General features: G+C 64.0%; 23 protein-coding genes. 10 read left to right on the plus strand and 13 right to left on the minus strand.

Annotated features, from left to right (window positions below):
- Window positions 1-35: 35 nt before the first annotated feature.
- Together GJV37_RS06970 and pcrP are read right to left on the minus strand one after the other, a co-directional pair.
- Window positions 36-617 (minus strand): phosphonate degradation HD-domain oxygenase, encoded by a 582-nt coding sequence (locus tag GJV37_RS06970; RefSeq protein ID WP_024763886.1) that lies wholly within the window; start codon window positions 615-617, stop codon window positions 36-38.
- Window positions 614-1,357, minus strand: coding sequence for an HAD superfamily inactivated hydrolase PcrP (pcrP, locus tag GJV37_RS06975; RefSeq protein ID WP_170858434.1), 744 nt, complete (start codon window positions 1,355-1,357; stop codon window positions 614-616). The genes GJV37_RS06970 and pcrP overlap by 4 nt, the downstream gene beginning before the upstream one ends.
- A 112-nt stretch (window positions 1,358-1,469) precedes the next feature.
- Here pcrP and GJV37_RS06980 point away from each other — a divergent pair, with 112 nt between their 5' ends.
- The 4 genes from GJV37_RS06980 to rssC all read left to right on the plus strand — a co-directional run bounded on the left by GJV37_RS06980 (window position 1,470) and on the right by rssC (window position 4,904).
- Window positions 1,470-2,186 carry a UTRA domain-containing protein gene (locus GJV37_RS06980; RefSeq protein ID WP_037014071.1) on the plus strand — a complete coding sequence of 239 codons (717 nt, stop codon included), beginning with the start codon at window positions 1,470-1,472 and terminating at the stop codon, window positions 2,184-2,186.
- A gap of 168 nt (window positions 2,187-2,354) precedes the next feature.
- Window positions 2,355-3,059, plus strand: coding sequence for an MlaA family lipoprotein (locus GJV37_RS06985; protein ID WP_024763889.1), 705 nt, complete (start codon window positions 2,355-2,357; stop codon window positions 3,057-3,059).
- Between the two features lie 181 nt (window positions 3,060-3,240).
- Complete coding sequence (rssB, locus tag GJV37_RS06990) at window positions 3,241-4,425, plus strand: two-component system response regulator RssB (protein WP_024763890.1); 1,185 nt, start codon at window positions 3,241-3,243, stop codon at window positions 4,423-4,425.
- Window positions 4,422-4,904 (plus strand): anti-sigma factor antagonist RssC, encoded by a 483-nt coding sequence (gene rssC / locus GJV37_RS06995; RefSeq protein ID WP_017517513.1) that lies wholly within the window; start codon window positions 4,422-4,424, stop codon window positions 4,902-4,904. The genes rssB and rssC overlap by 4 nt, the downstream gene beginning before the upstream one ends.
- Window positions 4,905-4,969: 65 nt before the next feature.
- On the opposite strand, the gene tal is transcribed toward rssC, so the two are convergent.
- On the minus strand, window positions 4,970-5,890 hold the full coding sequence (gene tal / locus GJV37_RS07000; protein ID WP_024763891.1) for a transaldolase: 921 nt from the start codon (window positions 5,888-5,890) through the stop codon (window positions 4,970-4,972).
- Between the two features lie 62 nt (window positions 5,891-5,952).
- Window positions 5,953-6,945, minus strand: a complete 993-nt coding sequence (gene dusA, locus GJV37_RS07005; RefSeq protein WP_193452253.1) for a tRNA dihydrouridine(20/20a) synthase DusA — start codon at window positions 6,943-6,945, stop codon at window positions 5,953-5,955.
- 200 nt (window positions 6,946-7,145) lie between these two features.
- Between dusA and GJV37_RS07010 the strand changes: the two genes are divergently transcribed.
- A complete protein-coding gene (locus GJV37_RS07010; RefSeq protein ID WP_170858436.1) occupies window positions 7,146-8,387 on the plus strand; it encodes an O-antigen ligase family protein in 1,242 nt (413 codons plus the stop codon).
- Window position 8,388: 1 nt separating this feature from the next.
- Here the strand turns inward: GJV37_RS07010 and GJV37_RS07015 are convergent, their stop codons facing one another.
- Window positions 8,389-9,159, minus strand: coding sequence for a 2OG-Fe(II) oxygenase (locus GJV37_RS07015; protein WP_170858437.1), 771 nt, complete (start codon window positions 9,157-9,159; stop codon window positions 8,389-8,391).
- Window positions 9,160-9,333: 174 nt separating this feature from the next.
- Between GJV37_RS07015 and GJV37_RS07020 the strand changes: the two genes are divergently transcribed.
- Both GJV37_RS07020 and GJV37_RS07025 read left to right on the plus strand, forming a co-directional pair.
- Window positions 9,334-9,672, plus strand: a complete 339-nt coding sequence (locus GJV37_RS07020; RefSeq protein ID WP_170858438.1) for a hypothetical protein — start codon at window positions 9,334-9,336, stop codon at window positions 9,670-9,672.
- 490 nt (window positions 9,673-10,162) lie between these two features.
- Complete coding sequence (locus GJV37_RS07025) at window positions 10,163-11,380, plus strand: methyl-accepting chemotaxis protein (RefSeq protein WP_376784705.1); 1,218 nt, start codon at window positions 10,163-10,165, stop codon at window positions 11,378-11,380.
- A 109-nt stretch (window positions 11,381-11,489) separates the two neighbouring features.
- Here the strand turns inward: GJV37_RS07025 and GJV37_RS07030 are convergent, their stop codons facing one another.
- The 5 genes from GJV37_RS07030 to puuE form a co-directional block, all read right to left on the minus strand.
- Window positions 11,490-12,836, minus strand: coding sequence for a nucleobase:cation symporter-2 family protein (locus GJV37_RS07030; protein ID WP_024763895.1), 1,347 nt, complete (start codon window positions 12,834-12,836; stop codon window positions 11,490-11,492).
- 375 nt (window positions 12,837-13,211) lie between these two features.
- A complete protein-coding gene (locus GJV37_RS07035) occupies window positions 13,212-14,549 on the minus strand; it encodes a urate hydroxylase PuuD (RefSeq protein ID WP_193452254.1) in 1,338 nt (445 codons plus the stop codon).
- Window positions 14,550-14,602: 53 nt separating this feature from the next.
- Entirely contained in the window at window positions 14,603-15,109 is a 507-nt protein-coding gene (locus tag GJV37_RS07040) for an ureidoglycolate lyase (protein ID WP_024763897.1), read from the minus strand.
- A 69-nt stretch (window positions 15,110-15,178) separates the two neighbouring features.
- Window positions 15,179-15,694 (minus strand): 2-oxo-4-hydroxy-4-carboxy-5-ureidoimidazoline decarboxylase, encoded by a 516-nt coding sequence (uraD, locus tag GJV37_RS07045; protein ID WP_015477806.1) that lies wholly within the window; start codon window positions 15,692-15,694, stop codon window positions 15,179-15,181.
- Window positions 15,691-16,626: an allantoinase PuuE gene (puuE, locus tag GJV37_RS07050; protein ID WP_024763898.1), complete on the minus strand. Its 936-nt coding sequence runs from the start codon at window positions 16,624-16,626 to the stop codon at window positions 15,691-15,693. The genes uraD and puuE overlap by 4 nt, the downstream gene beginning before the upstream one ends.
- 408 nt (window positions 16,627-17,034) lie before the next feature.
- On the opposite strand from puuE, the gene uraH reads away from it, so the two are divergent.
- Both uraH and GJV37_RS07060 read left to right on the plus strand, forming a co-directional pair.
- Window positions 17,035-17,388 carry a hydroxyisourate hydrolase gene (gene uraH, locus GJV37_RS07055; RefSeq protein WP_037014064.1) on the plus strand — a complete coding sequence of 118 codons (354 nt, stop codon included), beginning with the start codon at window positions 17,035-17,037 and terminating at the stop codon, window positions 17,386-17,388.
- Between the two features lie 163 nt (window positions 17,389-17,551).
- The gene (locus GJV37_RS07060) at window positions 17,552-19,345 is read left to right on the plus strand and encodes an ATP-binding protein (RefSeq protein ID WP_084357324.1); all 1,794 of its coding nucleotides are present in this window, start codon (window positions 17,552-17,554) and stop codon (window positions 19,343-19,345) included.
- Between the two features lie 97 nt (window positions 19,346-19,442).
- Here GJV37_RS07060 and GJV37_RS07065 read toward each other — a convergent pair whose 3' ends face one another.
- Complete coding sequence (locus GJV37_RS07065) at window positions 19,443-20,789, minus strand: NCS2 family permease (RefSeq protein ID WP_024763900.1); 1,347 nt, start codon at window positions 20,787-20,789, stop codon at window positions 19,443-19,445.
- A gap of 395 nt (window positions 20,790-21,184) precedes the next feature.
- Between GJV37_RS07065 and GJV37_RS07070 the strand changes: the two genes are divergently transcribed.
- Window positions 21,185-21,961 (plus strand): GntR family transcriptional regulator, encoded by a 777-nt coding sequence (locus tag GJV37_RS07070; protein WP_037017034.1) that lies wholly within the window; start codon window positions 21,185-21,187, stop codon window positions 21,959-21,961.
- Between the two features lie 139 nt (window positions 21,962-22,100).
- Here GJV37_RS07070 and GJV37_RS07075 read toward each other — a convergent pair whose 3' ends face one another.
- Together GJV37_RS07075 and GJV37_RS07080 are read right to left on the minus strand one after the other, a co-directional pair.
- The gene (locus tag GJV37_RS07075; protein ID WP_024763901.1) at window positions 22,101-23,543 is read right to left on the minus strand and encodes an efflux transporter outer membrane subunit; all 1,443 of its coding nucleotides are present in this window, start codon (window positions 23,541-23,543) and stop codon (window positions 22,101-22,103) included.
- Window positions 23,540-24,607 carry an HlyD family secretion protein gene (locus GJV37_RS07080; protein WP_170858441.1) on the minus strand — a complete coding sequence of 356 codons (1,068 nt, stop codon included), beginning with the start codon at window positions 24,605-24,607 and terminating at the stop codon, window positions 23,540-23,542. Before GJV37_RS07080 ends, GJV37_RS07075 begins: the two co-directional genes overlap by 4 nt.
- Between the last annotated feature and the right edge of the window lie 9 nt (window positions 24,608-24,616).

Below are 24,616 nucleotides of genomic sequence, written 5' to 3' on the forward strand. Positions count from 1 at the left end.
CGACGGGGAAAAGGTCCATCGCCATGCCTTTGAGCTTAACTCGCCGCGCGCACCCTTGCCTGATGCCGATCAACGCGCAGGAGACGTTCGAGCAGCGGGAAGAAGTGCTCCAGCTCCGGCGTGCGCATGGCCGGGTCCTTGCCCAGGTCGTCCAGGCGGCGCAGCGTCAGCGCGTCCTGGGAGAAGGGCGCGTTGAGAAAGGCGCTGGAGCCGCGTTCATCGAACGGCCCGCCCTGCAGCGCCAGGCTCTGCCGCGAGGCCGTGGACAGGCCGGCGTGGTAGGCCGGGTCCACCGCGCAGAGGTAGCGCTTGGCGGCTACGTGCAGGCGAATCGGCTGCCAGACGGCTTCGGGCAACAGCTCGCGCAGCAGGTTGGCGCCGAACTCCTCGTGCCGCTGGTCCTGTTCATCGATCAGTTGCGGATCTTCATAGAGGTGGCCGATGTCGTGGAGCAGGGCGGCGATCACCAGGCTGTCGGAACAGCCGGCGCGCTCGGCCAGGGTGGCGCACTGCAACGCGTGCTCGGCCTGGCTGACGGCCTCACCGTAAGGTTCGGCGCCGTGGCTGGCGAAGCGCTCGGCCAGCTCGTCGAGAAAGCGGTGGCGTTCGTGCTTCATGGTTTTTCTCCTTTCAGGCGGCGGCCGGCGATGTCCTGCAGGCAGGAGTCCAGCTCGCCCAGGTGATCGATGACCGAGTGCACACCGAGCCGGTACAGGCCCAGCGTGGCCTGTGCGCGCAGGCGGTCGCGGTCGAGGTTGCCCAGGGCGTCCCAGTCTCCCGGCGCCTGGCCGCACAGCGGGCCGCTGGCGGCCAGGCCGATGGTCCACAGGCCGGCGTTCAGGCCTGCCTGGAGCAGGCGCGGCTGGCTGCTGACCAGCACGCAGCCGTCCAGTAATGGCGTGCCAAGCTGCATCAGTGCCTGCCAGCAGGAGTCTGGCGCCGGCCACTGGCGGCCGGCAATATCCAGGCCGGTGGCAAGGTGTTCGTCCAGCGCGGCAGCAAGATGCAGCGTGGTGGCCCTGGGTAGCTCATCCAGCCAGCCGCAGGGAATACCGCGCCGGTGCAGTGACTGCAAGGCATCCAGCGCGCCGGGCGTCACCTCGGCGTGGGCCTGGGCGGCTTCGTCCAGGGCCGACTGGAACAAGTCGCACTCGGGGGCGTCGGCATCGTGGCCCAGGGCCAGATCCAGCGCCTGCTGCGGGGGCAGGGCGAGGGCGGAGGTCAGGCGCTCCGGCGGACAATCGGGGCAACTACGTTGCAGGGCAACCGGCAGCGTCCTTGCGCCGAAGTCCACCAGATCACCGGACAGTCCGAACAGCAGGGTGGTGAAGCGCGGAAGGTCGGCAGTCGCAGGCATGGTGGGCTTTTCTGATAATTGGTCTAGGCCAGACTAGCGAGCCATTGTGACGGTCCGATGAAGTCCCCCTGCTGCCCGTTATAATCGCCGCGCCTTTTTGTGGAAGACACCCATGCCGGTCGAACCCATGCCCCATTACCTGCGCATTCGCGACCAGTTGGCGCAGGACATCGCCAACGACACCCTTACCGAGCGCCTGCCCGCCGAGCGCGAGCTGGCCGAACGCTTCGGCTGCACCCGCGTAACCCTGCGTGAGGCGCTGCAACAGCTGGAAACAGAAGGCGTGCTCTACCGCGAGAATCGCCGCGGCTGGTTCGTCTCACCGCCGCGCATCCGCTACAACCCGACCCGCACCACGGGCTTCATGGATTACGTTCAGGCCCAGGGGCGGGTGCCGCGTACCGAAGTGCTGGCGGCTGAACGCCGTACCGCCGGGCCCGCTATCGCTCGACGCATGGGGCTGGATGAAGGGGCCGAGGTGTTTCATATCCTGCGCCGACGCTGGGTCGACGAACGCCCGGTAATGCTGGAGGAAATCACCCTGGATGCCAGTTGGTGCCCTGGGTTGCTCGACCATGGGCTGGACACCTCGCTTACCCGCGTACTGCGCGAGGAGCTGGGACTCAGCCTGTCACGTTCCGAGCTGGCCATGCATTCCACGGCGCTGGTGGCTGCGCGGGCGACACCGCTGCAACTGACGCCGGGCGCGCCAGGACTGCACGTGGAGCGCGCAAGCTTTGTCGACGGTGGCCGGATGGTGGAGTGGGACCAGGAGTTCTGGCGTTCCGATGCACTGGAAATTGTCATCGACGCACGGTATCCGGACTGAAGTGGCACTATGCTTTCTGTTGAAGGCAAGCGAAACGGCAGAGCGTGATCCAAATCGAAATCCTGCGAGATCGGTTCGGGTCCGCAAAACCCTTCGGCCTCTATATAATCTGCCCGCACAGCGGGGCCGCCATGGCTGGCCCGAAAGACATTCACTGGAGAACTCCCGATGCGCCCACTAGGCGTCCAATGGACGAAACGCTGCTTCAGCCTGCTCGCCGCCGCCGGTCTGGCCACGATCCCGTTCCTGGCACAGGCCGCCAGCGAAGACGACCCGTGGGAAAGCGTCAACCGCCCGATCTTCACCTTCAACGACACACTGGACACCTACGCCCTCAAGCCGTTGGCCCAGGGCTACCAGTACGTCACACCGAACGTCGTGCAAGACGGCGTGCACAACTTCTTCGGCAACATCGGTGACGTGCGCAACCTGGTCAACGACCTGCTGCAACTGAAGTTCCGCGATGCCGGCGTCGACACCAGCCGCCTGCTGTTCAACACTACCTTCGGCCTGGCCGGCTTCATCGACGTCGCGACCCACATGGGCCTGCGCCGCAACGACGAAGACTTCGGCCAGACCCTCGGCCATTACGGCGTGGGCAGCGGCCCTTACGTGATGCTGCCGCTGCTGGGCCCGAGCACCCTGCGCGATGCGCCCTCGCTGATCCCGGATGCCTACACCGGCCCGTATCCCTACATCGACAATGTATCGGTGCGTAACAGCCTGCGCGGCGTCAACGTGGTCGATACCCGCGCCGACCTGCTCAAGTCCGAGAAGCTGATCAGCGGCGACAAATACACCTTCATCCGCAACGCCTACCTGCAGAACCGCGAGTTCAAGGTCAAGGACGGCGAGGTCGAAGACGACTTCTGATCCGCCTTGCCCGCAGCCCGCTCCTGTCCTCCAGCCCCCGCCGTTCGTGGCGCGGGCTGCGGCTGCTTGAACCCTTGAGCGGATGGGAGTACTGTCTGCGCCTTGTCGCGACCGACCCGCGCCGCTGTTCCCTAGAATGAGCGCCAAACCACAACCCCGGCGCCGTTTGCCTGGATGACCCATGCACAAAGCCAGTGCCTCGCTGCTGATTATCGATGACGACGACGTCGTCCGCGAAAGCCTCGCCGCCTACCTGGAAGACAGCGGATTCAAGGTCACACAGGCCACCAACGGCCTGGAAGGCCTGAAGGTCTTCGAACACCAACTCCCCGACCTGGTGATCTGCGATCTGCGCATGCCGCAGATGGACGGCCTCGAGCTGATCCGTCGTGTCAGCGAGATGGCGGTGGAAACCCCGGTGATCGTGCTGTCCGGTGCCGGTGTGATGAGCGATGCCGTCGAAGCCCTGCGCCTGGGTGCCGCCGACTACCTGATCAAGCCGCTGGAAGACCTTGCCGTCCTGGAACACTCGGTGCGCCGTGCCCTGGACCGCGCCTTCCTGCGCTCGGAAAACCGCCGCTATCGCGAAAAGCTGGAAACCGCCAACCGCGAACTGCAGGCCAGCCTGAACCTGCTCCAGGAAGACCAGAACGCCGGTCGCCAGGTGCAGATGAACATGCTGCCGGAAACGCCTTGGGAGTCCGAAGGACTGGCGTTTTCCCACCAGATCATCCCGTCGCTGTACCTGTCGGGTGACTTTGTCGATTACTTCCGTGTCGACGCCCGCCGCATCGGCTTCTATCTCGCCGACGTTTCGGGGCACGGCGCCTCGTCCGCCTTCGTCACCGTGCTGCTGAAGTTCATGACCACGCGGCTGCTGTACGAGTCAAAGCGCAACGACATGCTGCCGGAATTCAAGCCGTCGGACGTCCTCGGCCACATCAATCGCGGGCTGATCAACTGCAACCTGGGCAAGCACGTGACCATGCTCGGCGGGGTGATCGACCTGGATACCGACCGCCTGACCTACAGCATCGGCGGGCACCTGCCGTTGCCTGTGCTCTATGTCGACGGCGAAGCCCGTTACCTGGAAGGCAGAGGCCTGCCGGTTGGGCTGTTCGACGAAGCGACTTACGAGGATCATGTCCTCGATCTTCCCAAATCCTTCAGTCTTTCCCTGTTCTCGGACGGCATTCTCGATGTCCTTCCGGGAGCTACGCTGAAAGAAAAGGAGACGGCACTGCCCGAGCAGGTCGTCGCCGCCGGCGGAACCCTGGATGGCCTGCGTCAAGTCTTCGGACTGGCCAAGTTGTCCGAGATGCCGGATGATATTGCCTTGCTGGTGTTGAGCAGGAACCTTGCATGAGTACCGGTAAAATCCAGTTCGCCGAGCAGGATGGCTCATTCGTCCTGAAGTTCGTGGGCGAAGTCCGACTGACCTTGTGTTCGGCGCTGGATGCCACCATTGAAAAAATCTTCGCCGCGTTGAATTTCTCGGCGATCATCATCGATCTCACGGAAACCCAGAGCATCGACAGCACCACGCTGGGCCTCCTGGCGAAGTTGTCGATTCTCTCGCGGCAGAAGGTCGGACTGTTGCCCACGCTGGTCACCACCAACGCGGACATCACCCGGTTGCTGCAGTCGATGGGCTTCGATCAGGTGTTCAACATCGTCGATCGCCCGATTCCGTGCTCGGATTGCCTGACCGATCTGCCTCCCCAGGACCAGTCCGAGGAGGTGGTGCGCGGTAAGGTGCTCGAGGCCCACCGTATCCTGATGGGCCTGAACGAGACCAACCGCGAGGCCTTCCACGATCTGGTGAGCGCGCTCGAGCGCCACTGATTCGATGAGCTGAAATGCAAACCGGCGCCCTGGGGCGCCGGTTTGCATTTGCTCGTCCGCAGTTTTCAGCGGTTGGCGAGCAGCGCCTCGAGCTTTTCCTGGTCGCGGGCGAACAGGCGGATGCCTTCGGCCAGCTTCTCGGTGCCCATGGCGTCTTCGTTCATTTGCCAGCGGAAGGTGCTCTCGTCCAGAACCTGGCGCGCCTCGCCACCACCGGGCTGCAGCGCGCGCGGCAACTCGCCCTGGGCATCAGCCAATTGCTGCAGCAGGTCCGGGCTTATAGTCAGGCGGTCGCAGCCGGCGAGCTGCTCGATCTGGCCGAGGTTGCGGAAGCTGGCGCCCATCACTACGGTGTCGTAGCCGTTGGCCTTGTAGTAGCGATAGATGCGCGAAACGGACTGCACGCCTGGATCTTCCGCGCCGACGTAGTCGCGGTTATTGGCCTTCTTGTACCAGTCGTAGATGCGCCCGACGAAGGGCGAGATCAGGAACACACCGGCGTCGGCACAGGCGGCGGCCTGGGCGAAGGAGAATAGCAGGGTGAGGTTGGTCTGGATGCCTTCGCGCTCCAGTTGCTCGGCAGCGCGGATGCCCTCCCAGGTGGAGGCGATCTTGATCAGCACGCGGTCGCGGCCGATGCCTTGCTGGTCATACAGGTCGATCAGGCGATGGGCGCGCTGCAGCGTGGCTTCGGTATCGAAGGACAGGCGGGCGTCAACCTCGGTGGAGATGCGCCCCGGAATCACGCCCAGGATGTCCTTGCCCACGGCGACGGCGAAGCGATCACAGGCGAGGCCGGCGTCACCCTGCGCGCCTTCGGTGGCGCGTGCCAGGTGCTCGGCGTAGCGGGGCAGGGCGGCAGCCTTCAGCAGCAGCGACGGATTGGTGGTGGCATCCACCGGCTTCAGGCGGGCAATGGCGTCGAAATCGCCGGTATCAGCGACAACCGTGGTGTATTGCTTGAGTTGTTCCAGCTTGGAGGTCATGGCGCGTCTTCCGTAGAGAGTGCATCGACCTTACCCGAGGCCGATGCGCCACTCAACGGGACTCAGTGACCGGCGAGAAGTTCTCCCGCCTGATCAAGCAATCCCAGCGAATCCTTGGTCTTGTGAACGTCCACCGAGAGCAGTTGGCGGAAGCGCCGTGCGCCAGGGAATCCCTGCGCCAGGCCAAGGACGTGGCGGGTCACATGGTGCATTGCGCCGCCTTCGGCAATGTGCCGCTCGATGTACGGGCGCATTCGCGCCAGGGCTTGCGCGCGGGTGATGGCCGGCTCCGACGAGCCATACAGCGCGGCGTCCACCTGGGCCAGCAGATAGGGGTTGTGGTAAGCCTCGCGGCCGAGCATCACGCCATCGAACACCTGCAGATGCTCGCGGCATTCTTCCAGGGTCTTGATGCCGCCGTTGAGGACGATTTCCAGTTCCGAGAAGTCGCGCTTGAGCTGCGCGGCGATGTCGTAGCGCAGCGGTGGGATTTCGCGGTTTTCCTTGGGCGACAGGCCTTCGAGGATGGCGATGCGCGCGTGCACGGTGAAGCTGCGGCAGCCGGCGTCGCGCACCTGGCCGACGAAGTCGCAGAGCTCTTCGTAGCTGTCGCGGCCGTTGATGCCGATGCGGTGCTTGACCGTTACCGGGATCGATACCGCATCGCGCATGGCCTTCACGCACTCCGCCACCAGCGCCGGGTGGCCCATCAGGCAGGCGCCGATCATGTTGTTCTGCACGCGGTCGCTGGGGCAGCCGACGTTCAGGTTCACTTCGTCGTAGCCAACTGCTTCGGCCATCTTCGCCGACGCCGCCAGGTCCGCCGGATTGCTGCCGCCCAGTTGCAGGGCCAGCGGGTGCTCGCACTCGTCGTGACGCAGGAAGCGTGCGGCATCGCCGTGCAGCAGCGCGCCGGTGGTGACCATTTCTGTATAGAGCAGGGTATTACTGGACAATTGGCGAAGGAAAAATCTGCAGTGGCGGTCAGTCCAATCCATCATTGGCGCCACAGAGAAGCGGCGGGAGGGCTCGGGGCGCAGGGGCGGGTTGCTCATGGTGGCGTCAACTTGAAGGCACAGGCCCCGCAGGTCGGGGATGCGGAGGCTGCTCGGAAAAAGGGCCAACAGTTTACCCTTCGACAGAAGGCCCTGCACGCTGGATGCCACCCGCCCGGCTGGTTGTCGGTCAATTGTTTCAGCAGATTGCGGGTGGCGTGTATAGTGCCGCGTCAGTCTGATCGGGCCGTGTACGAGTTATGCAGATCCAACGAATTGCGCAGGTATTGAAGGTAGTCGGTATCGTCCTCGCTGGAATGTTGCTGGTCAGCCTTTTGGTTGGGAGGTTCTGGTGGCCCACCGATTCGGGCAACTGGGAAAAAAGCCTACGGCTGATGACTGGCTTGGCCGTTCTGGCAAGCGCACTGACGCTGATTCGTGAGCGAGCGCGCTGGATGTCGATGCTTGTCCTGTTGTTCGGTCTGTTCTGGCTGGGGCTGTTGGCCAATGCGCTGGCAGCTGACTCTTCCAGTTCAGTGCGCCAGTTGTTGATGATCCTGCTGTTCAGCCTGGTCGTGATCGGGGGGGGTGGTGCAGATAGTCGGTTCTGGCGCGTGGTACTAGGGACAGGAGCGATCGCCGGTGCCGGTTTCGCTGCTTTCTCGCTGCTGTACAAGGCGCAGCTCGGGCAGTTTTCCCTTGCTTACCGGACCATGAATATCCATGACTCTGGTGTGCCGGGCGTGGCGGACTTCGGCATTACCATCGAAGCCGGTATGAACTACGCCTTCAGTTTTGTCGTGGCGCTCTGGCTGGCCGTGCGCAGTCGACGCTGGCCGGCCTTTTCGGTGTGGTCGCTGTGCACATTGCTGCAAGGCATCTATATCTATTTCACGTTCTCTCGAGCCGCCTGGATGGCCGCACTGATCGGCGCCGTGGCCCTCATTCTGGTGGCGACCCAGGGACGCATGCGCAAGGTTGCGTTAGGGTTGCTGGCCTTAGGGGGGGCAGCCGCGGCGATCGGGGGATATCGGCAGTTGGCTTACGAGTTCGGCTCGCGAGGTCTCACTCACCGGGACGAAGTCTGGCGCACCGTGATCGAGCGTGTGGGCGAAAACTGGTGGTTCGGCCACGGTTCCCATACCGAGTTGGGCGACGTGGTACTGAGCACCGGGCAGGTAGTGCACAACCCCCACAGCCTCTATCTGGAAGTGTTGTATCAGTTCGGCGCGGTAGGACTGGCGTCGCTGCTGGTGATTTTGCTGGCCAGCTTGTGGACGCTCTGGCGCAGCCGTGCGTCCATGGCGCCACTCTGGTTCTCCGTACTGGCAGCGTCCACGATCGTCTTCATGGTCGAGATGCACTTCTTCGTCGCCGCGCCAAACGTGGTCTGGATGTGGCTCTGGCTGCCGCTGGCAGGCGCATTGGCGGCTGCCTCCGATGATAAACGGGCGCTGCGGCAGGCGCCCGTTTCTCCTGCGTTGAGTGTTCAGCCCGCCTGAGTCAGGCGGTTCTGAACAGGCGGCGCCAGCCGCTGGGCTTGCCGCGGCGTGCATCGCTGGCATGCTGGCGAGGCTCGAACACGACGTTGAACAGCCGGCGATAGTGGCCTTCGGGGCAGCTCAGTTTCTCCACGCCATGCCAAGCGTTTTCGGTGTTCTTGAACAGGAAGCTGCGGTTATCGCGGATGTCGCAGCTGATCGCCTGTCCAAAGTCACTGAGATCGGGATTGTCCTGGGCAACTTTCTTGTCCTTCAAGACCAGGATCGAGCCGCCCCATTCCGGCTGCCAGTCGGCCGAAGTATTGAAGTAAAAGATGTGGGTGCCCAGCTTGGTATAGCTGTCACGGTGCGGTGATACCTCAGAGCCTGCGACGCCGACATGCCAGGCAAAGCGAACGACGAAGTCATCCACCCCGAGCATGCGCTTGGCAAAGGCTGCGTACTCGGAGTTGCCCTGCAATTCCAGCATGAATTGCTGCCACACCACCGGTAGGTCGCTCAGCGCGACTACGCCTTCGCTGCCGGCGGCGCGATCGTTGTAGATCGACTGTTCGTAGGCCAGGTAATAGCGATTGTGGGGGCGTTGTCCGTAGGCTCGCTCGATGCCGTTGTGTTTCTCGAACATTGCCAGGCTGGGGAAGTTGTCATACAGCGACTGGAAGGCTTCCGGTCGCAGGACATCCTGGAACGAGAACCAGGGGAAGGGCTGCTGGAGCGTGAAGTCTTCCGTGGCGAATTCACGCAGCATACGGTCGTCGAGGAGCAGCGACATGGAGGTGGCCTTGAACGCAGAGTGGGAGGGCGGGCGGATTCCGTTCCGGGAGGAAATGGCAAACCGCCATCCAGTGTATTTTATTTGTTACCGCTGATTTCAGTCTATATCCAAGCCCTCTCGGCCGGAGGCTGCGTGCTAACCTCTGCGGTTCACTCCAAGGGAAATTGGCCGATGAAACTGCGGGTGGTACTGCTCTGCGCACTACTGGCGGGATGCACCTCTCCGGGCAAGCTGAAGGAGGAGGCGCCAGGGTTGCGGATGGAAAGCGCCAAGTCGCCCTCGGTCTATATGACCTGCCTGTTGCCGAAATGGCGGGAGATCCGCTCGTCGTCGGCGGTGAAGGAAATCCGCTTTGGCTACCGGCTGGTGATGCCGGCCACAGCGAGCGATAGCCCCGAGGCGTTGCTGGAGGCTACGGCAGCGGACAAGGGGAGTGATGTGGTGCTCTATCGCCGCCATTCGCCGAGCCCGGACGATGCGATCAACCTGGCGGCGCGCAGCTGCCTGTAGCGACTCAAGCAGCGCCTCGTCTACCACTAAGGAACGATAGCCGCCGCGTGAAGCAGGCGGCCTAATGGCTCTGACAAGAATAATCGGGCTTCCCGGCAGCGTGCCTGCGCTGTGCAGCGGTAGGGCCCGCCAGAAGAGAGCTGCCGCCATGGATATCGCGCGCCCGCGTATCGTCCTCATCCTTACCCTGCAGACGTGCGGCCTGGTGCTGCTGTTCATCGCCCAGGCGCTGGGCGGCTGGCCGCTGTCGTTGTGCCTGCTGCTGGCTGCGGTGCTGCTCTGGGGGCCATGGTTAGTTCCCGAGCGGGCGGCCCCGGCCGGTGCGCTGGCGGTGCTGCCGGATGTCGCGGAGCTGACCCGCGAGCTGTCCCAGGGCACCAGTCGCAATGCGCTGTCCGCTGCCGGGGTGTCCTTCTCGGTGCAGCGCCTGGTGGAGAAGCTGGAGTCCCAGGTGGTGGCGGCCGAGCAGATCGTCGGCAGCGCCGAGGTGATGATCCATACCGAGCGGGCTACGTCGAACCTGGCCCGCCAGGCGAAGGAGGCAGCCACGCTCGCCCGCGCCGGCAGCGATGCCGGGCGCAGCGAGTTGCACGCCGCTATCGATTGCATGCGCCAGCTGAGCCAGCGCGCCAGTGCCAGCCGCGTGCTGATCGAGACGCTGAATGCGCGCAGCGAGGACATCCAGCGCGTGACCCAGGTGATCCAGTCCATCGCCAGCCAGACCAACCTGCTCGCGCTCAATGCCGCCATCGAGGCGGCGCGCGCGGGCGAGCATGGGCGTGGCTTTGCGGTGGTCGCCGAAGAGGTGCGCGGCCTGGCTGGACGCACCGCCGAGGCTACCGACGAAGTCGGGCAGATGATCGAGGATATCCAGCGCCAGACCGGCGAGGTGGTAGAGCAGATTCGCCAGCTCACCGATGACCTGGGCCTGGGCGTCAGCCAGGTGGAAAGTACTGGCCGGCAGTTGCAGGACATCGCCGGGCTGGCCGCCACGGTGGAGACCCAGATCACCGAGATTGCCGAAGGCGCGGAGATCAACCGTAACCAGCTGGACAGCCTGTTCGCCGCCGTCGAGCAGGTGCGCGGCGACCTGCGCGCCAGCGACGAGCAGACGCACCGATTGGCGGACGCGGCGGTGCAGTTGGAAACCCAGGCGGAGATGATCAGCGAGCGCCTGGCTGAAGTGGCGCTGGACGACTATCACCAGCGCGTCTATGACCTTGCCCGCGCCGGTGCGCAGGCCATCGGTGCGCGTTTCGAGGCGGATATCGACACGGGGCGCATCGGCCCGGAGGACCTGTTCGACCGCGACTACCAGCCGATGCCGGGCACTCGGCCGCAGAAGTTCCGTACGCGTTTCGACCGTTACACCGATGAGGTGCTGCCGCGCATCCAGGAAGACCTGCTGCAACGCCATGAAGGGCTGGTGTTCGCCATCGCCTGTACGGCCGAGGGTTACGTGCCGACGCACAACCAGGCGTTCAGCCATCCGCCCAGCGGCGACCTGCAGGTGGACATGCTGAAGAGCCGCAGCAAGCGCCTGTTCAACGACCGCACCGGGGTGCGCTGCGGCAGCCACAACCAGCCCATGCTGCTACAGACCTACTGCCGCGATACCGGCGAGCTGATGCACGACCTCTCGGTGCCGATCTACGTGCGTGGGCGCCAGTGGGGCGGCCTGCGCCTGGGCTACCGGCCGGAAGCCTGAGGCTCCAGGGGCTAGCCCGCTCCTACTAAGAACCGCAGGCGAAAAAAAGCCGCGAAGGAGTTGGACGCGGCTTGGGTGCGGGCGCCCGGGGGGCGCCCGCAAAAGGGTTTCAGTGATGCCCGCAGAGGGCGTCGCGGCCTTGTTCGCCGAGTATGTTGAAGAGGATGTTCAGCACCACCGCCCAGATCGCGGTCATCGCGATGCCGCTATGGGTGATCGGCTCCATCCATTGGGGCAGCGCGGCGAAGAAGTCCGGGCGTACCACCGGCACCATTCCCATCCCGATGCTCACGGCCACCAGCAACTGGTTGCGGCGATCGACGATGTCCGCCTCATGAAGGATGCGGATGCCGCTGGCAGCGACCATGCCGAACATGGCGATGCCGGCGCCGCCCAGGACGGCGGGCGGAATCGAGGCGACCAGGAAGGCGGCCTTGGGCAGCAGCGACAGGGCGATCAGGAACAGCGCGGCGGCGGCGGTGACGTAGCGGCTGCGCACGCCGGTCATCTGCACCAGGCCGATGTTCTGGGCGAACGAGGAATGGGTGAAGGTATTCATGAAGCCGGCGACGAACGACGCGCTGGCATCGCACAACAGGCCACGGCGCAGGCGGTTGGGGCAGATTTCGGTCTCGGTGATCTTGCCCAGGGCGAGGAACATGCCGGTGGACTCGACGAAGATGATCACCACCACCAGGCACATCGACAGCACCGGAGCCAGGTGGAATTCCGGGGCACCGAAATGCAGCGGCGTGACGATGTCGAACCACGGGCGCTGCTCGATGCCGTCCAGGCTGACCATGCCCATGCTGGCGCCGATGATGTAGCCCAGCAGCATGCCGATCAGCACCGAGACGTTGACCCAGAAGCCCTTCAGGAAGCGGTTGATCAGCAGGATCACTGCCAGCACGAAGGAGGACAGGGCGAGGTATTCGATGGCGCCGAAGTTGGCGGCTGCCTTGCCGCCGCCGGCCCAGTTGATCGCCACCGGGAACAGGCACATGCCGATGGAGGTGATCACGGTGCCGGTTACCAGCGGCGGGAAGAAGCGCACGATGCGGCTCATGAACGGCGCGATGAGCATGCCGAAGAAGCCGGCGGCGATGGTCGCGCCGAAGATGCCGGTCATGCCCACACCGGGCATCCCGGCCATGGCGACCATGCTGCCCACGGCGGCGAAACTGGCGCCCATCATCACCGGCATGCGGATGCCCACCGGGCCGATGCCGAGCGATTGCACGAGCGTGGCGATGCCGGCGACCAGCAGGTCGGCGTTGATCAGGAAGGCGATTTCTTCACGGGAGAGACCGGCGGCCTGGCCGACGATCAGGGGAACGGCGACGGCGCCGCCATACATCAGGAGAACGTGCTGGAAGCCGACCAGCAGCAGCTGCAGCAAGGGCAAACGCTGGTCGACGGGCGAGCCGGTAGGGGAGCGCTCAGTTACCACGGACATGCAACACCTCGGTTTTTATTGTTGTCAGTCGCTGGTTGCCGGACGGGCACGACAACCGGGAAGTACTGGCCGATCTCACCCCCGGGGCCGAGCGGGTGAAGCGGTGCGGGACTTTATAAACGCGATGTGTATTACGTTCAATCGATTTTTGTATACAACTAGTCGGTCATGTTTTGTCTCTGCAGTGCTGGATGGCTCTAGGTCGCGTGTTTCCTGGTTTCAGCAATTCTGTAGCCATTGGTCGAGTGGACTACATTTTTTGTTTCAAGGGGGGCCGCGGATGGCAATCGCGGACCCGCCGAGCCATGCCGGACTGTTGTACAGACATAAAAAAACCGCACCCGAAGGTGCGGTTCTTCTGGCCGTGCCGCAGGCTCAATTAACCTGGGCACCCTTGGAGATCCAGTCTCCAACGAGCTTGCGCTCTTCCGGGGTCATCTGCGTGATGTTGCCCAGCGGCATGACCTGCGAAGCCACGGCCTGCGCCTGGATGCGCGGGGCGAGCTGCTGGATCTGCTGCGGGGTGTCGAACATCACGCCGGCCGGCGCGGTACTGAACAGATTGCTGGTCGGCTTGGCCGAGTGGCAGACGGCGCAGCGTTCCTGGATGACGTGATGGACCTTGTCGAAGCCTTCGGTCGAGCCCGCGGCGGTGGACGCCTGGGTCGGAGCGGTCTGAGCCTGCTGGGCGGCAGCGGCCTTGGCGGCTTCCTCGTCCTTGGCGCGTTCGGCCGGGCTCTTGCCGCCAACGGCGGTTTCCGGCAGCGGCTGGTACTCGATCTTCTGAGCTTGCGCGGTAGAGGAGGCGTCGCTGGTTGGCCAGTTCGGGCCGGTGACGAAGGCCAGGGCGATCATGCCGACGGCGCCGGCGGGCAGGGCCCAGGCCATGCCATTGCCTTCGTGGCGGGTGTTGAAGTAGTGACGCACGATCACTGCCAGCGCCGCGATGCAGGTCAGGATCAGCCAGTTGTAGTGGCTGCCGTAGGTGCTCGGGAAGTGGTTGCTGATCATGATGAACAGCACCGGCAGGGTGAAGTAGTTGTTGTGGCGCGAACGCAGCAGGCCTTTTGCCGGTAGTACCGGGTCGGGCTCGCGGCCTTCCTCGATGGCCTTAACCAGCGCGCGCTGGGCCGGCATGATCACGCGGAACACGTTGCCCACCATGATGGTGCCGATGATGGCGCCCACGTGCAGGTAGGCACCGCGACCGCTGAACACCTGGCTGAGCAGGTAGGCGGCGAGGACCAGCAGGCCGAACAGGATGGCGCCGAGCAGGGCGGGTTTCTTGCCCAGCGGCGAATCGCACAGGGTGCTGTAGACGAACCAGCCGGCGATCAGCGAGCCGATGCCGATGGCCACGGCGGCGGCCGGAGCCAGGTCGCTGCCCGGGGCGATCAGGTACAGGGTCGGGTTCAGGTAGAACACGATGGTCAGCAGGCAGACACCCGACATCCAGGTGGAGTAGGCCTCCCATTTGAACCAGTGCAGGTTGTCCGGCATTTTCGGCGGGGCGAGCTTGTACTTCTCCAGGTGGTAGATGCCGCCACCATGGATCGCCCAGAGATCACCGGAAAGCCCCTCGCGCGGGTTGGCGCGATTGAGGTTGTTCTCCAGCCAGACGAAGTAGAACGAAGCGCCGATCCAGGCAATGCCCACAATCATGTGGACCCAGCGGACCAGCAGGTTCAGCCATTCGATGAGATGTGCTTCCACAGTTTTTTACCTCTTGCCCGGGTGCCGCCGTCGCGGCAGGCGGGCCTCTCTTATTAGTTTGCTTGGGGGTCGAGGAGGAGCTGTTCGTCCTCGGTGAAGAAATGCTCGTCGCAGTTGTTGCCAGAACCGCTGCGATCGACCACCAGGAAGTCATCCCGCTTTTCGATCGTCAGCACCGGGTGGTGCCAGACGCCGCGGTGGTAATTGACGCCCTGCTTGCCGTTGGACAGGAAAGCGCGGACGAGGCCCGATACAGGTACATCGCCAAGGGGCGCGACCACGATCAGAAAGGGGTTGCCGAGCAGCGGAATGAACGCCTGGCTGCCCTGCGGGTGACGTTCCAGCATGCGGATGCGCAAGGGCATCTCCAGGGATTCGGCGCTGAAAATGCTGATGATCGCCTGGTCATCGGGCTGCGCCGTTTCGACGGTGGCGAGCTTGTGATAACGGCGGGTGGAGCCGTTGTTGATCATGAAAAAGTCGCTGCCTTCGGTCTCGATGACATCACCGAACGGGGCGAAGGCTTCCTTGGTCAATGGCTCGATCTTCAGGGTACGCATGGCTGGTCTTCTTATTTCGTTATTCGCATGGGCCCCTTCCCAGGGGAGGGGGAGTGAAGGTCCGCTGGCTCAGAGCTGCTGCAGGCGGAACATCGCGATCTTGTTGATCTCCGCCAGGGCGGTCTGGAACTCCTGCTCCGGCGTGTTGTGGATGCGCTCTTCGAACGCAGCCAGGATCTGGTGGCGGTTGCTGCCCTTCACCGCCTTGATGAAGGGGAAGCCGAACTTGGCCTTGTACGCATCGTTGAGTTCGGTGAAGCGGGCGAATTCTTCGGCGGTGCAGTCCTGGATACCGGCACCGGCCTGTTCGGCGGTGCTGGAGGCGGTCAGCTCACCACGGATCGCGGCCTTGCCGGCGAGGTCCGGGTGCGCGTTGATCAGCGCCAGCTGCGCTTCATGGCTGGCGGACAGGAGGATGTCGGCCATGCGTTGCTGCAGCAGTTCGATGTCGTTCAGGCTGTCGTCGACGCCCAGGTCATAGGCCTTCTCGGCGACCCACGGGGAGTGCTCGTAGATGTCGGCGAAGGTAGCGACGAAGGCGGCGCGGTCGAGGCTGGCCGGGGTCAGGGTCTGGAAGCGGCTCATGCCTTGTTCTCCTGCGCTTTGAATGGGTGGTTCTCGTGCCAGTGCTTGGCGATGTCGACGCGGCGGGTGATCCACACCTTCTCGTGACCCTTAACGTACTGGATGAAGCGCTCCAGCGAGGCCATACGCGCCGGACGGCCCAGCAGGCGGCAGTGCATGCCGATGGAGAGCATCTTCGGCGCGCCCTCGGCACCCTCGGCGTAGAGCACGTCGAAGGCGTCCTTGAGGTATTCGAAGAAGTCGTCGCCCTTGTTGAAGCCCTGCACCTGGGTGAAGCGCATGTCGTTGGTGTCCAGCGTGTAGGGGATCACCAGGTGCGGTTTCTCGGCGGTGCTCGCCGGGTCCCAGTAGGGCAGGTCGTCGTCGTAGGTGTCGGAGTCGTAGAGGAAGTTGCCGTCCTCGCGGACGATGCGGCGGGTGTTCGGGCCCAGGCGGCCGGTGTACCAGCCCTGCGGGCGCTGGCCGGTCAGCTCGGTGAGGATGCGCACGGCCTCGAACATGTGTTCGCGTTCCTGCGCTTCGTCCATGTACTGGTAGTCGATCCAGCGGTAGCCGTGGCTGCAGATCTCGTGGCCGTCGGCGACCATCTGGCGGATCGCTTCCGGGTGGCGCTGGGCGGCCATGGCCACGGCGAACACGGTGAGCGGCAGGTCGTACTTTTTGAAGAGCTTGAGCAGGCGCCATACGCCGGCACGGCTGCCGTATTCGTAGAGCGATTCCATGCACATGTTGCGCTCGCCCTTGAGCGGCTGGGCGGCGACCATCTCGGAGAGGAAGGCTTCGGACTCGGCATCCCCGTGCAGGATGTTGCGCTCGCCGCCTTCCTCGTAGTTGAGGACGAAGGAGAGGGCGATGCGCGCATCGTTCGGCCAGTGCGGGTGGGGAATGTTGTTGCCGTAACCGATCAGGTCGCGTGGATAGTCAGCGCTCACTGCAGTGTTCCTTCTTGTGGTTGGCGGTCGGCGCCGGGTCGGTAGACCGTGCGCTGCCGTGATGTGTGCATTGTATACAAAATGTCGGGCGGTCTGTAAATACAATCCGCGCAACGGTCGTTTCAATCCATCGGCCTCCCCCGCGGTGGCTGCGAATGCGCTGGATGCCATGCAATGGCGCAGTCTGCGGCTGATGGTTGGCTGCTTCTGCACGCCGGTACAGCTTCGGGAAAAGCTGCTTTTTGCCGTGATGGAACACTTTTTTGTATACAATTGACCATGTCGCTGGGTATATTCGGTCCGACCAAAAGCACCCGCGTACTGTTCAATGGAGCAGTGCGCCGATATCGATCAACAAGACAGAGGAGGAAGGTGTCCGCCGGCGCCGCCGTCAGACACCGATAGCCCATGGGACGCTTGACCACTCACGTACTGGATTCCGCCCACGGCTGCCCGGGCCATGGCATCAAGATCGAACTGTTCCGTGTCGAGGGCCAGCAGCTCGAGCTGATCGCCACCCGCGTGACCAATGATGACGGCCGCTGCGACGAGCCGCTGCTGCAGGGCGAGGATTTCCGCGCCGGCGTCTACCAGTTGCTGTTCAATGCCGGCGACTACTACCGCGCCCGTGGCGTGGAGCTGCCCAAGCCGGCGTTCCTCGACCAGGTCGTGCTGCGCTTCGGCATTGCCTCGGAAAGCGACCACTACCATGTGCCGCTGCTGATTTCCCCCTACAGCTATTCCACCTATCGCGGTAGCTAGTCCCCGCCCGTAGGTCTTCCCCCGGACTCTTCGTGGAGTCTTCCTCGGCCCGCCCACACTGCGGGCTTTTTTTTGCCCGTCATTCAGCAATATGCCTGGGTTTTATGGGCGCAAACGCGGTAGTTGGACTAGAAGGAGAGATACCGAATTCGTGAGAAGTGGCATGAGCAGAATCCTGATCGTCGATGAACAACCGGTTACCCGCCATGCGCTGCGCCTGATGATGGAGGCGGACCGGCACGAGGTAGTCGGCGAGGCGGACAACGGCCCCGATGCGTTGCACCAGGCGCGCCTGTGCAAGCCGGACCTGATGATCCTCGAACTGTCGATTCCGCGGCTGGGTGGCCTGGAGGTACTGCAACGCCTGGTGGCCCAGGAGTCGCCGGTCAAGGTGCTGGTGCTCACTTCCCAGGACTCCGAGTATTTCGCCGGCCGCTGCCTGACGGCCGGTGCTGCCGGCTTCGTCAGCAAGCAGGAGGACCCGCAGGCCGTGCGCGAGGCGGTGCGAGCCATCGCCCAGGGGCACAGCTACTTCCCCAGCCACGCCCTGGGCAGTGTGAATGCTGCGGAGGAGGCGGGGCATGGCGGCCTGCTCAAGGACCTCTCGGTGCGTGAACTGAGCGTGCTGCAATTGCTGGCCCAAGGCTTGAGCAACATTGCCATCGCCGATCAGTTGTCCATCAGCGACAAGACCGTGAGCACCTACAAAGTGCGTCTTATGCAGAAGCTGCACGCCAAATCGCTGGTGGAACTGGTCGATATCGGCCGGCGCCACGGGCTGGTCGAGGGAGGCGCAAAGGAAGAGGGGGGAGGTGAATCGGAGCTTGACGATGAGCAGAAGCGGGAATTCGAGCTTCTGCGCCACATGATCGACTCGCTTCCCTACCCGATGAGCGTGCGTGGGCTGGATGGTCGGGTGCGCTACTGCAATGCAACGGCGTTGAGCTATCTGGGGTTGCCCCTGGAGGCCGTCGTTGGCAGTTGGGTCGGCGAGTTGGGGGTTTTTAGCGACTCCAATGAGTGGGACTTTCTTCGCGAAAGGATGATTGCGAATATTGCGCGAGGCGAACCTTACGACTCGGATGTCGAGTTGCGTACGGTCAAGGGCCGCAGGGTATTCCATCATTGGGGGCGGCCGTATCGAGACGGCACCGGAACGTTGCTGGGTGCTATTTGCGGGGCGATCAATATCACCGACCAGGATGATCTGGTCCGCGCGTTGCGCAATGCCAATGCCCGCATTGAATCCATCAGCAGGGGAAAGACGCAGTTCCTGGCGGGGATGGGGAGCGAGATGCAGGGACCTATCCAGACCATTGTCGCCATGATTGACCTTGCACTGAATCAGGACGACGCCAGGCGCCGGCGCGAACCCCTGCTGGTCGCCCGCTCGCAGGCCAGCAATCTGTTGCATGTTCTGGACGACCTGCAGTTACTCAATCGGGCCAAATCCGGGCGGCTTCAATTGAACATGGAAGAGACCGATTTACGAACGCTGGTCTCCCGTCAGGTTGAATCGGTAGCCGACTCTGCCGCCTCCAAGGGAATAAGCCTGGAAACCAACTTCGACCTTGCTCTGCAGCCGCGAGTCTGGTGCGACGCGCCACGTCTGCGGCAGATAATGGAGAATCTGTTGGGCAACGCGGTCAAGTTCACTGAGCAGGGAAGCGTGATTGTGCGGCTTTGCGCCAGGGGGAAGGGCCAGGGAATGGTAGAGGTTCAGGTGGATGTGATCGACACGGGAGTTGGCATTTCCGATGTCGAGTTGGCGCATCTTTTCGAGCCGTTTTCCTATGATCTCGATGGGCTGCGTATCGGACAAGGGGGGTCTGGACTGGGGCTGGCCTTGTGCAAAAGCCTGGTGACACTGATGGGGGGCGACATTAGCGTCAAGAGTCGCCTGGGCGTCGGCACGGAGTTCAGTTTCAAAGTGAGGGTCCCTGACGCCTCGTCCTGATCACGATACAGCGGTTCAGGATTTGATCAGGCCGCGAACGGAAACCAAAACCCCGGCAATCGCCGGGGTCTTAGTTTCTATCAGACGCGGCGGCGGCTCAGAGGAAGATGAACTTCGCCACGAAGATCGCACACAGCGCGTACAGGCTGATGGTCACGTCCTTGTGGCGGCCGGTGAATACCTTCATCGCCACGTAGGTCACGAAGCCCAGCGCGATACCGTCGGCGACCGAGAAGGTCAGCGGCATCATGATCACGGTAACGATCGCCGGGATGGTCTCGGTGTGCTCGTTCCAGTCGATGTGGGCCATACCGCCCATCATCAGCATCGCAACGTAGATCAGCGCGCCGGCGGTGGCGTAGGCGGGGATCATGCCGGCCAACGGGGCGAAGAACATCGCCGCGACGAACAGCACGCCGACTACCACGGCGGTCAGTCCAGTACGGCCACCGGCGGCGACACCGGCCGCGCTCTCGACGTAGCTGGTCACTGGCGGTACGCCGAGCACCGCGCCGAAGGCACTGGAGGTGCTGTCGGCCTTCATCGCTTTCGACAGGTTCTCGATGCGACCGTCCTCGCGCACCAGGTGCGCGCGCTGGGCTACGCCCATCAGGGTGCCGGCGGTGTCGAACATATGCACGAAGAGGAAGGCCAGGATCACGCTGATCATGGTCACGTTGAACGCGCCGGAGATATCCATCGCCAGGAAGGTTGGCGCCAGGCTCGGCGGCATGGAGAACACGCCGCCGAACTTGACTATCCCTAAGGCGATGCCGGCCACGGTGACAGTGAGGATGCTGATCAGGATGCCGCCGAACACGCGGCGGTATTCCAGCACCGCGATCATCAGGAAGCAGATGGCGGCGAGCAGCGGGCCGGGGCTGGTCAGGTCACCCAGGTGAACCAGGGTGGCGGGGCTGGCAACCACGATGCCGGCGGTTTTCAGGCCGATCAGGCCGAGGAACAGGCCGACGCCGGCGCCCATGGCGAAGCGCAGGCTGACCGGGATGCTATTGAGCAGCCACTCGCGAATGCGCGAGAAGGTCAGGATCATGAACGCGATACCGGAGATGAACACTGCACCCAGTGCGATCTCCCAGCTGTAGTTCATGGTCTTGACCACGGTGTAGGTGAAGAAAGCGTTGAGGCCCATGCCCGGCGCCAGGCCCACCGGCCAGTTGGCGTACAGGCCCATGAGGAAGCAGCCCAGCGCGGCGGCCAGGCAGGTAGCCACGAAGGCGGCGCCGTGATCGATGCCCGCGTCGGCCATGATGTTGGGGTTGACGAAGATGATGTACGCCATGGTGATGAAAGTCGTGAGACCCGCGGCGAGTTCGGTCTTCACGGTGGTGCCATGCTGGCTCAGCTTGAACAGGCGTTCGAGCAGGCCGGTGGCGGGGGGACTGGATGCAAAGACTTGTTGTTCTTGTTTGGTGCTTTCCACAGCGGTACTCCTCAACGCTCTTGTTGTTGGTCCCTTGCCGTCGGCTGGTTCACCTGCGTCCCTTGCGCTAACGGAAAGAGTTGTGAGGGTGTGAATGTTGACCTTTGGGTCAGGAAGTCACGTCGCGATTATGCAGTTGTGTACAAAAAGTTCAAATAATGTTTAGTGTCTTGCTGAAAGATTTTTACAAGCAAAGCGTCGGAATGGTCGCAGGTTGGCCTTGGCCAAGCTCCTGTGCCCCGGGGCTCTGGGGTTGACGGCGAGTCGATCATGACGGCTGCACGATAGTGGCCACTTTGTGTACACTGTGCGCCATGCCTGGCCCGCGGCCAGCTTCACTCCAGCCCCCACGGATTTCGCGCCGGTTCGCACCGGCTGAGCAGGGTTCGACTCCGATGACCGACCAGTTGCAACAGATCAGGAAGCAGCCGCGCAATGGCAAGGCGCGCAGCGGCACTCAGGACGAAATCGTCTACGCGCATATTTTCGACGCCATCCTCGAGCAGCGTCTGGCGCCCGGTACCAAGCTGAGCGAAGAAGCCCTGGGTGAAATCTTCGGCGTTAGTCGCACCATCATCCGTCGCGCCCTGTCGCGCCTGGCCCACGAGCAGGTCGTGCTGCTGCGCCCGAACCGTGGTGCGGTGGTGGCCAGCCCGAGCATCGACGAAGCCCGGCAGATCCTCTTCGCCCGCCGCACCGTCGAGCGCGCGATCACCGAACTGGCCGTGGACAACGCCAGCGGTGACGCTCTGGCCGAGTTGCGCGACATGGTCAAGCAGGAGCAGTCCAGCTTTGCCCGTGGCGACCGTGGCGCCGGTATCCGTCTCTCCGGCGAATTCCATCTGAAGCTCGCCGAAATGGCGAAGAACGCCCCGCTGGTGGTATTCCAGCGCAGCCTGGTCTCGCAGACCTCGCTGATCATTGCCCAATACGAGAGTGGTGGTCGCTCGCACTGCTCGTTCGACGAGCACAACGAAATCCTCGACGCCATCGAGAAGGGCGACAAGGAAAAGGCCGTGACCCTGATGATGCACCACATGGCGCACATCGACGACAAGCTGAACCTGGACGTGGACGGCGCCTCCGGCGACCTGCACGCGGTTTTCTCGCACCTGCTGGCCGGCAAGAAGAAGCCGCGCCGCAGCAAGGCGGACGCCGACTCGGCGGCCTGATCGCCGAGCCAGAAAGAAGCCCCGCATCTGCGGGGCTTTTTCGTTTCTGCACGGGGCGCTTTCCTAGGAGCGAGCTTGCTCGCCAATCCGACGCACGCCGGCGTCTCAAGGTGCGATGCGTTCGCGAGCAAGCTCGCTGCTACAGGGATTGGGCGCTGTCCTCGGCCTGCTGCCAGCCGCCACCCAGTGACTTGTAGAGCAGCACGAGGGTGGTCGCCACGGCTTCGCGGCCGCGCACCTGCTGTTCCTCGGTGGCCAGCAGTTCGCGCTGGGCGCTGAGCACGTTGAGGAAGTCCACCGCACCGGCCTTGTATTGTTCGCGGGCGTTGGCCAGGGCGGTGCGGCCGTGTTCGGCAGCGCTGTCCAGGCTGGCCAGGCGGCGTTGGTCGGCGGCGTAGTCGGTGAGCGCATCGTCCACTTCGCGCCAGGCGTTGAGCACGGTGCGGCGGTAGGCGATGGCCGATTCCTGCTGCTGCGCCTCGCGCAGGGCGAGCATGCCCTTCAGTCGGCCGCCTTCGAAGATCGGCAGCGACAGGCTCGGGCCAATGCCGAAGGTGCGGCTGTTCCAGTCGCCGAAGTTCGACAGCTGCAACGCCTGGAAACCGAAGCTGCCATTGAGACTGATGCGCGGGTAGAAGTCCGCCTTGGCCACGCCGATGCTGGCGGTAGCGGCGTGCAACGTTGCCTCGGCACGGCGGATGTCCGGGCGGCGCTGGGCCAGTTCCGAGGGCAGCCCGACTGGCACGTTGCGCGGTGGCTGCGGCACCGGCTTGGCCTGGGCGAGCTCAGCTTGCAGTGCGCCGGGCGCTTCGCCAAGCAGGTAGCCCAGGGCGTTGATCAGTCGCGCCTGGCGCTTCTGGCTGTCGGGCAGGCGTGCCTCGATGCTGGCCACCTGGGTCAGCGCTTCGGCCACGTCCAGCCCGGTGGCGACGCCGTCTGCGCGGCGCAGGCGGGTGAGGTCCAGGCTGCGCTGGGCGATCTCGAGGTTGCTGCGGATGATGGCTTCCAGGTCTTGCTCGGCGCGCAGTTGCAGGTAGTTGCGTGCGGTCTCGGCGAGCACCGAAACCAGTACGTCGCGGCGGCTTGCCTCGGTGGCCTGCACGTTGGCGTCGGCGGCCTCCAGCTCGCGGCGCACGCGGCCCCAGAAGTCCAGTTCCCACGACAGGTCGAAGCCACCGTCGAGTTGGTTGAAGTTGTCCTTGCCGGCTTTGCCGGACGGGTCGCTCAGGCCGACCTCGCTGTTGCGCTTGCGCTGGTAGCCCAGGTCTGCGCCGATGTTGGGCACGGCATCGCCGCCCAGTGCCTGGCGGATCGCCCGGCTCTGCTGCAGGCGCGCATCGGCTTCGCGCAGGTCGAGGTTGGCATCCGCCACTCGGCGTTGCAGGTCGTTGAGCTGCGGGTCGCCCAGCAGCGTCCACCACCGCGCTTCCAGCGGCGCATTGAGTGCCTGGCTCGGTGCATCACCACGCCGGGCGGACCAGCTCACCGCGTCGGCATCGTCCGGGCGCTGGAAGTCCGGGCCGACGCTGCAGGCGCCGAGTGCGAGCAGAGTTAGAAAGAGAGGCGCGCGTGTGGCGATCATTGCACGGCCACCTTCTGCTCACCGTCGGCGTGCTTGCCGGTGTCGATCCGCGCGATGACCGACATACCCACACGCAGCTTGTCGCGCAGCGGCTGGTCGGCGTCGAGAACGATCTTCACCGGGATGCGCTGGACGATCTTGGTGAAGTTGCCGGTGGCGTTGTCCGGCGCGATCGGCGCAAAGCTCAGGCCGGTGGCCGGGGCGATGCCGTCGACGTGGCCGCGCAGTTTCTCGCCGGGGAAGGTGTCGATGCTGATCTCGACCATCTGGCCGGGCTGCACGTCGGTGAGCTGGGTTTCCTGGAAATTGCCGACCACATAGGCATCCTGCAGCGGCACCACGGCCAGCAATGCATTACCCGGTGTGGTGTAGGCGCCCACGCGCACGGCACGGCGGCCGACCATGCCGTCGAAGGGCGCACGGATTTCCGTATACGACAGGTTCAGTTGCGCCTGCTGCAACTGCGCCTGGCCGCGTTTCAGCGCGCCGAGGGCTTCGGCCTGCTGGGCCAGCAGCACGTCGAGTTGCTTGCGGGCGGCGAGGGCGGCGGCCTTGTTCTTGTCGAGCACGGCTTTCGCCGAGTCGACACGCGAGCGCGCCTGCTGGGCGTTCTGCAAGGTGCCGGCGCCTTGGCTGGCGAGGTGCTGGTAGCGGTTGAGTTCCTGCGAGGCGAAGGTCAGCGCGGCCAGGTCGGCTTGTACCTGGGCCGCGGTCTGGGCAATCACTGCCTGCTGGCGTTCCAGGTCGGCAGCGACGTGGTGGTGACGCGCCTCGGCGGCCAGCACGTCGGCTTCGGCAGCGGCCAGCGCGGTGCGGTAGTCGCGGGCGTCGATGCGCGCCAGGACCTGCCCCGCCTTCACCGACTGGTTGTCGTCCACCAGCACTTCCTCGATGAATCCGGCGACCTTCGGCGCCACCAGGGTGAAGTCCGCGTGGACGTAGGCATCGTCCGTGCTCTGCTCACGGCTCGGGCCGAGCAGGCGCAGCAGCAGGTAGACGACAAGGGCGAGCAGCAGCACGGCAACCAGGGCCAGACTGCCGCGACGGGAATTCAGTTTCGACATGGGCAGACC

Origin of the sequence: Pseudomonas nitroreducens, assembly GCF_010994165.1 — a bacterium.
Lineage (GTDB): Bacteria > Pseudomonadota > Gammaproteobacteria > Pseudomonadales > Pseudomonadaceae > Pseudomonas > Pseudomonas nitroreducens.

Excerpts from the sequence above, each read along its gene's own strand:
- GJV37_RS06970 (WP_024763886.1), bottom strand. The coding sequence starts at position 617 with ATGAAGCACGAACGCCACCGCTTTCTCGACGAGCTGGCCGAGCGCTTC.
- pcrP (WP_170858434.1), bottom strand. The coding sequence starts at position 1,357 with ATGCCTGCGACTGCCGACCTTCCGCGCTTCACCACCCTGCTGTTCGGA.
- GJV37_RS06980 (WP_037014071.1), top strand. The coding sequence starts at position 1,470 with ATGCCGGTCGAACCCATGCCCCATTACCTGCGCATTCGCGACCAGTTG.
- GJV37_RS06985 (WP_024763889.1), top strand. The coding sequence starts at position 2,355 with ATGCGCCCACTAGGCGTCCAATGGACGAAACGCTGCTTCAGCCTGCTC.
- rssB (WP_024763890.1), top strand. The coding sequence starts at position 3,241 with ATGCACAAAGCCAGTGCCTCGCTGCTGATTATCGATGACGACGACGTC.
- rssC (WP_017517513.1), top strand. The coding sequence starts at position 4,422 with ATGAGTACCGGTAAAATCCAGTTCGCCGAGCAGGATGGCTCATTCGTC.
- tal (WP_024763891.1), bottom strand. The coding sequence starts at position 5,890 with ATGACCTCCAAGCTGGAACAACTCAAGCAATACACCACGGTTGTCGCT.
- dusA (WP_193452253.1), bottom strand. The coding sequence starts at position 6,945 with ATGAGCAACCCGCCCCTGCGCCCCGAGCCCTCCCGCCGCTTCTCTGTG.
- GJV37_RS07010 (WP_170858436.1), top strand. The coding sequence starts at position 7,146 with ATGCAGATCCAACGAATTGCGCAGGTATTGAAGGTAGTCGGTATCGTC.
- GJV37_RS07015 (WP_170858437.1), bottom strand. The coding sequence starts at position 9,159 with ATGTCGCTGCTCCTCGACGACCGTATGCTGCGTGAATTCGCCACGGAA.
- GJV37_RS07020 (WP_170858438.1), top strand. The coding sequence starts at position 9,334 with ATGAAACTGCGGGTGGTACTGCTCTGCGCACTACTGGCGGGATGCACC.
- GJV37_RS07025 (WP_376784705.1), top strand. The coding sequence starts at position 10,163 with ATGATCCATACCGAGCGGGCTACGTCGAACCTGGCCCGCCAGGCGAAG.
- GJV37_RS07030 (WP_024763895.1), bottom strand. The coding sequence starts at position 12,836 with ATGTCCGTGGTAACTGAGCGCTCCCCTACCGGCTCGCCCGTCGACCAG.
- GJV37_RS07040 (WP_024763897.1), bottom strand. The coding sequence starts at position 15,109 with ATGCGTACCCTGAAGATCGAGCCATTGACCAAGGAAGCCTTCGCCCCG.
- uraD (WP_015477806.1), bottom strand. The coding sequence starts at position 15,694 with ATGAGCCGCTTCCAGACCCTGACCCCGGCCAGCCTCGACCGCGCCGCC.
- uraH (WP_037014064.1), top strand. The coding sequence starts at position 17,035 with ATGGGACGCTTGACCACTCACGTACTGGATTCCGCCCACGGCTGCCCG.
- GJV37_RS07060 (WP_084357324.1), top strand. The coding sequence starts at position 17,552 with ATGAGCAGAATCCTGATCGTCGATGAACAACCGGTTACCCGCCATGCG.
- GJV37_RS07070 (WP_037017034.1), top strand. The coding sequence starts at position 21,185 with ATGACCGACCAGTTGCAACAGATCAGGAAGCAGCCGCGCAATGGCAAG.
- GJV37_RS07075 (WP_024763901.1), bottom strand. The coding sequence starts at position 23,543 with ATGATCGCCACACGCGCGCCTCTCTTTCTAACTCTGCTCGCACTCGGC.
- GJV37_RS07080 (WP_170858441.1), bottom strand. The coding sequence starts at position 24,607 with ATGTCGAAACTGAATTCCCGTCGCGGCAGTCTGGCCCTGGTTGCCGTG.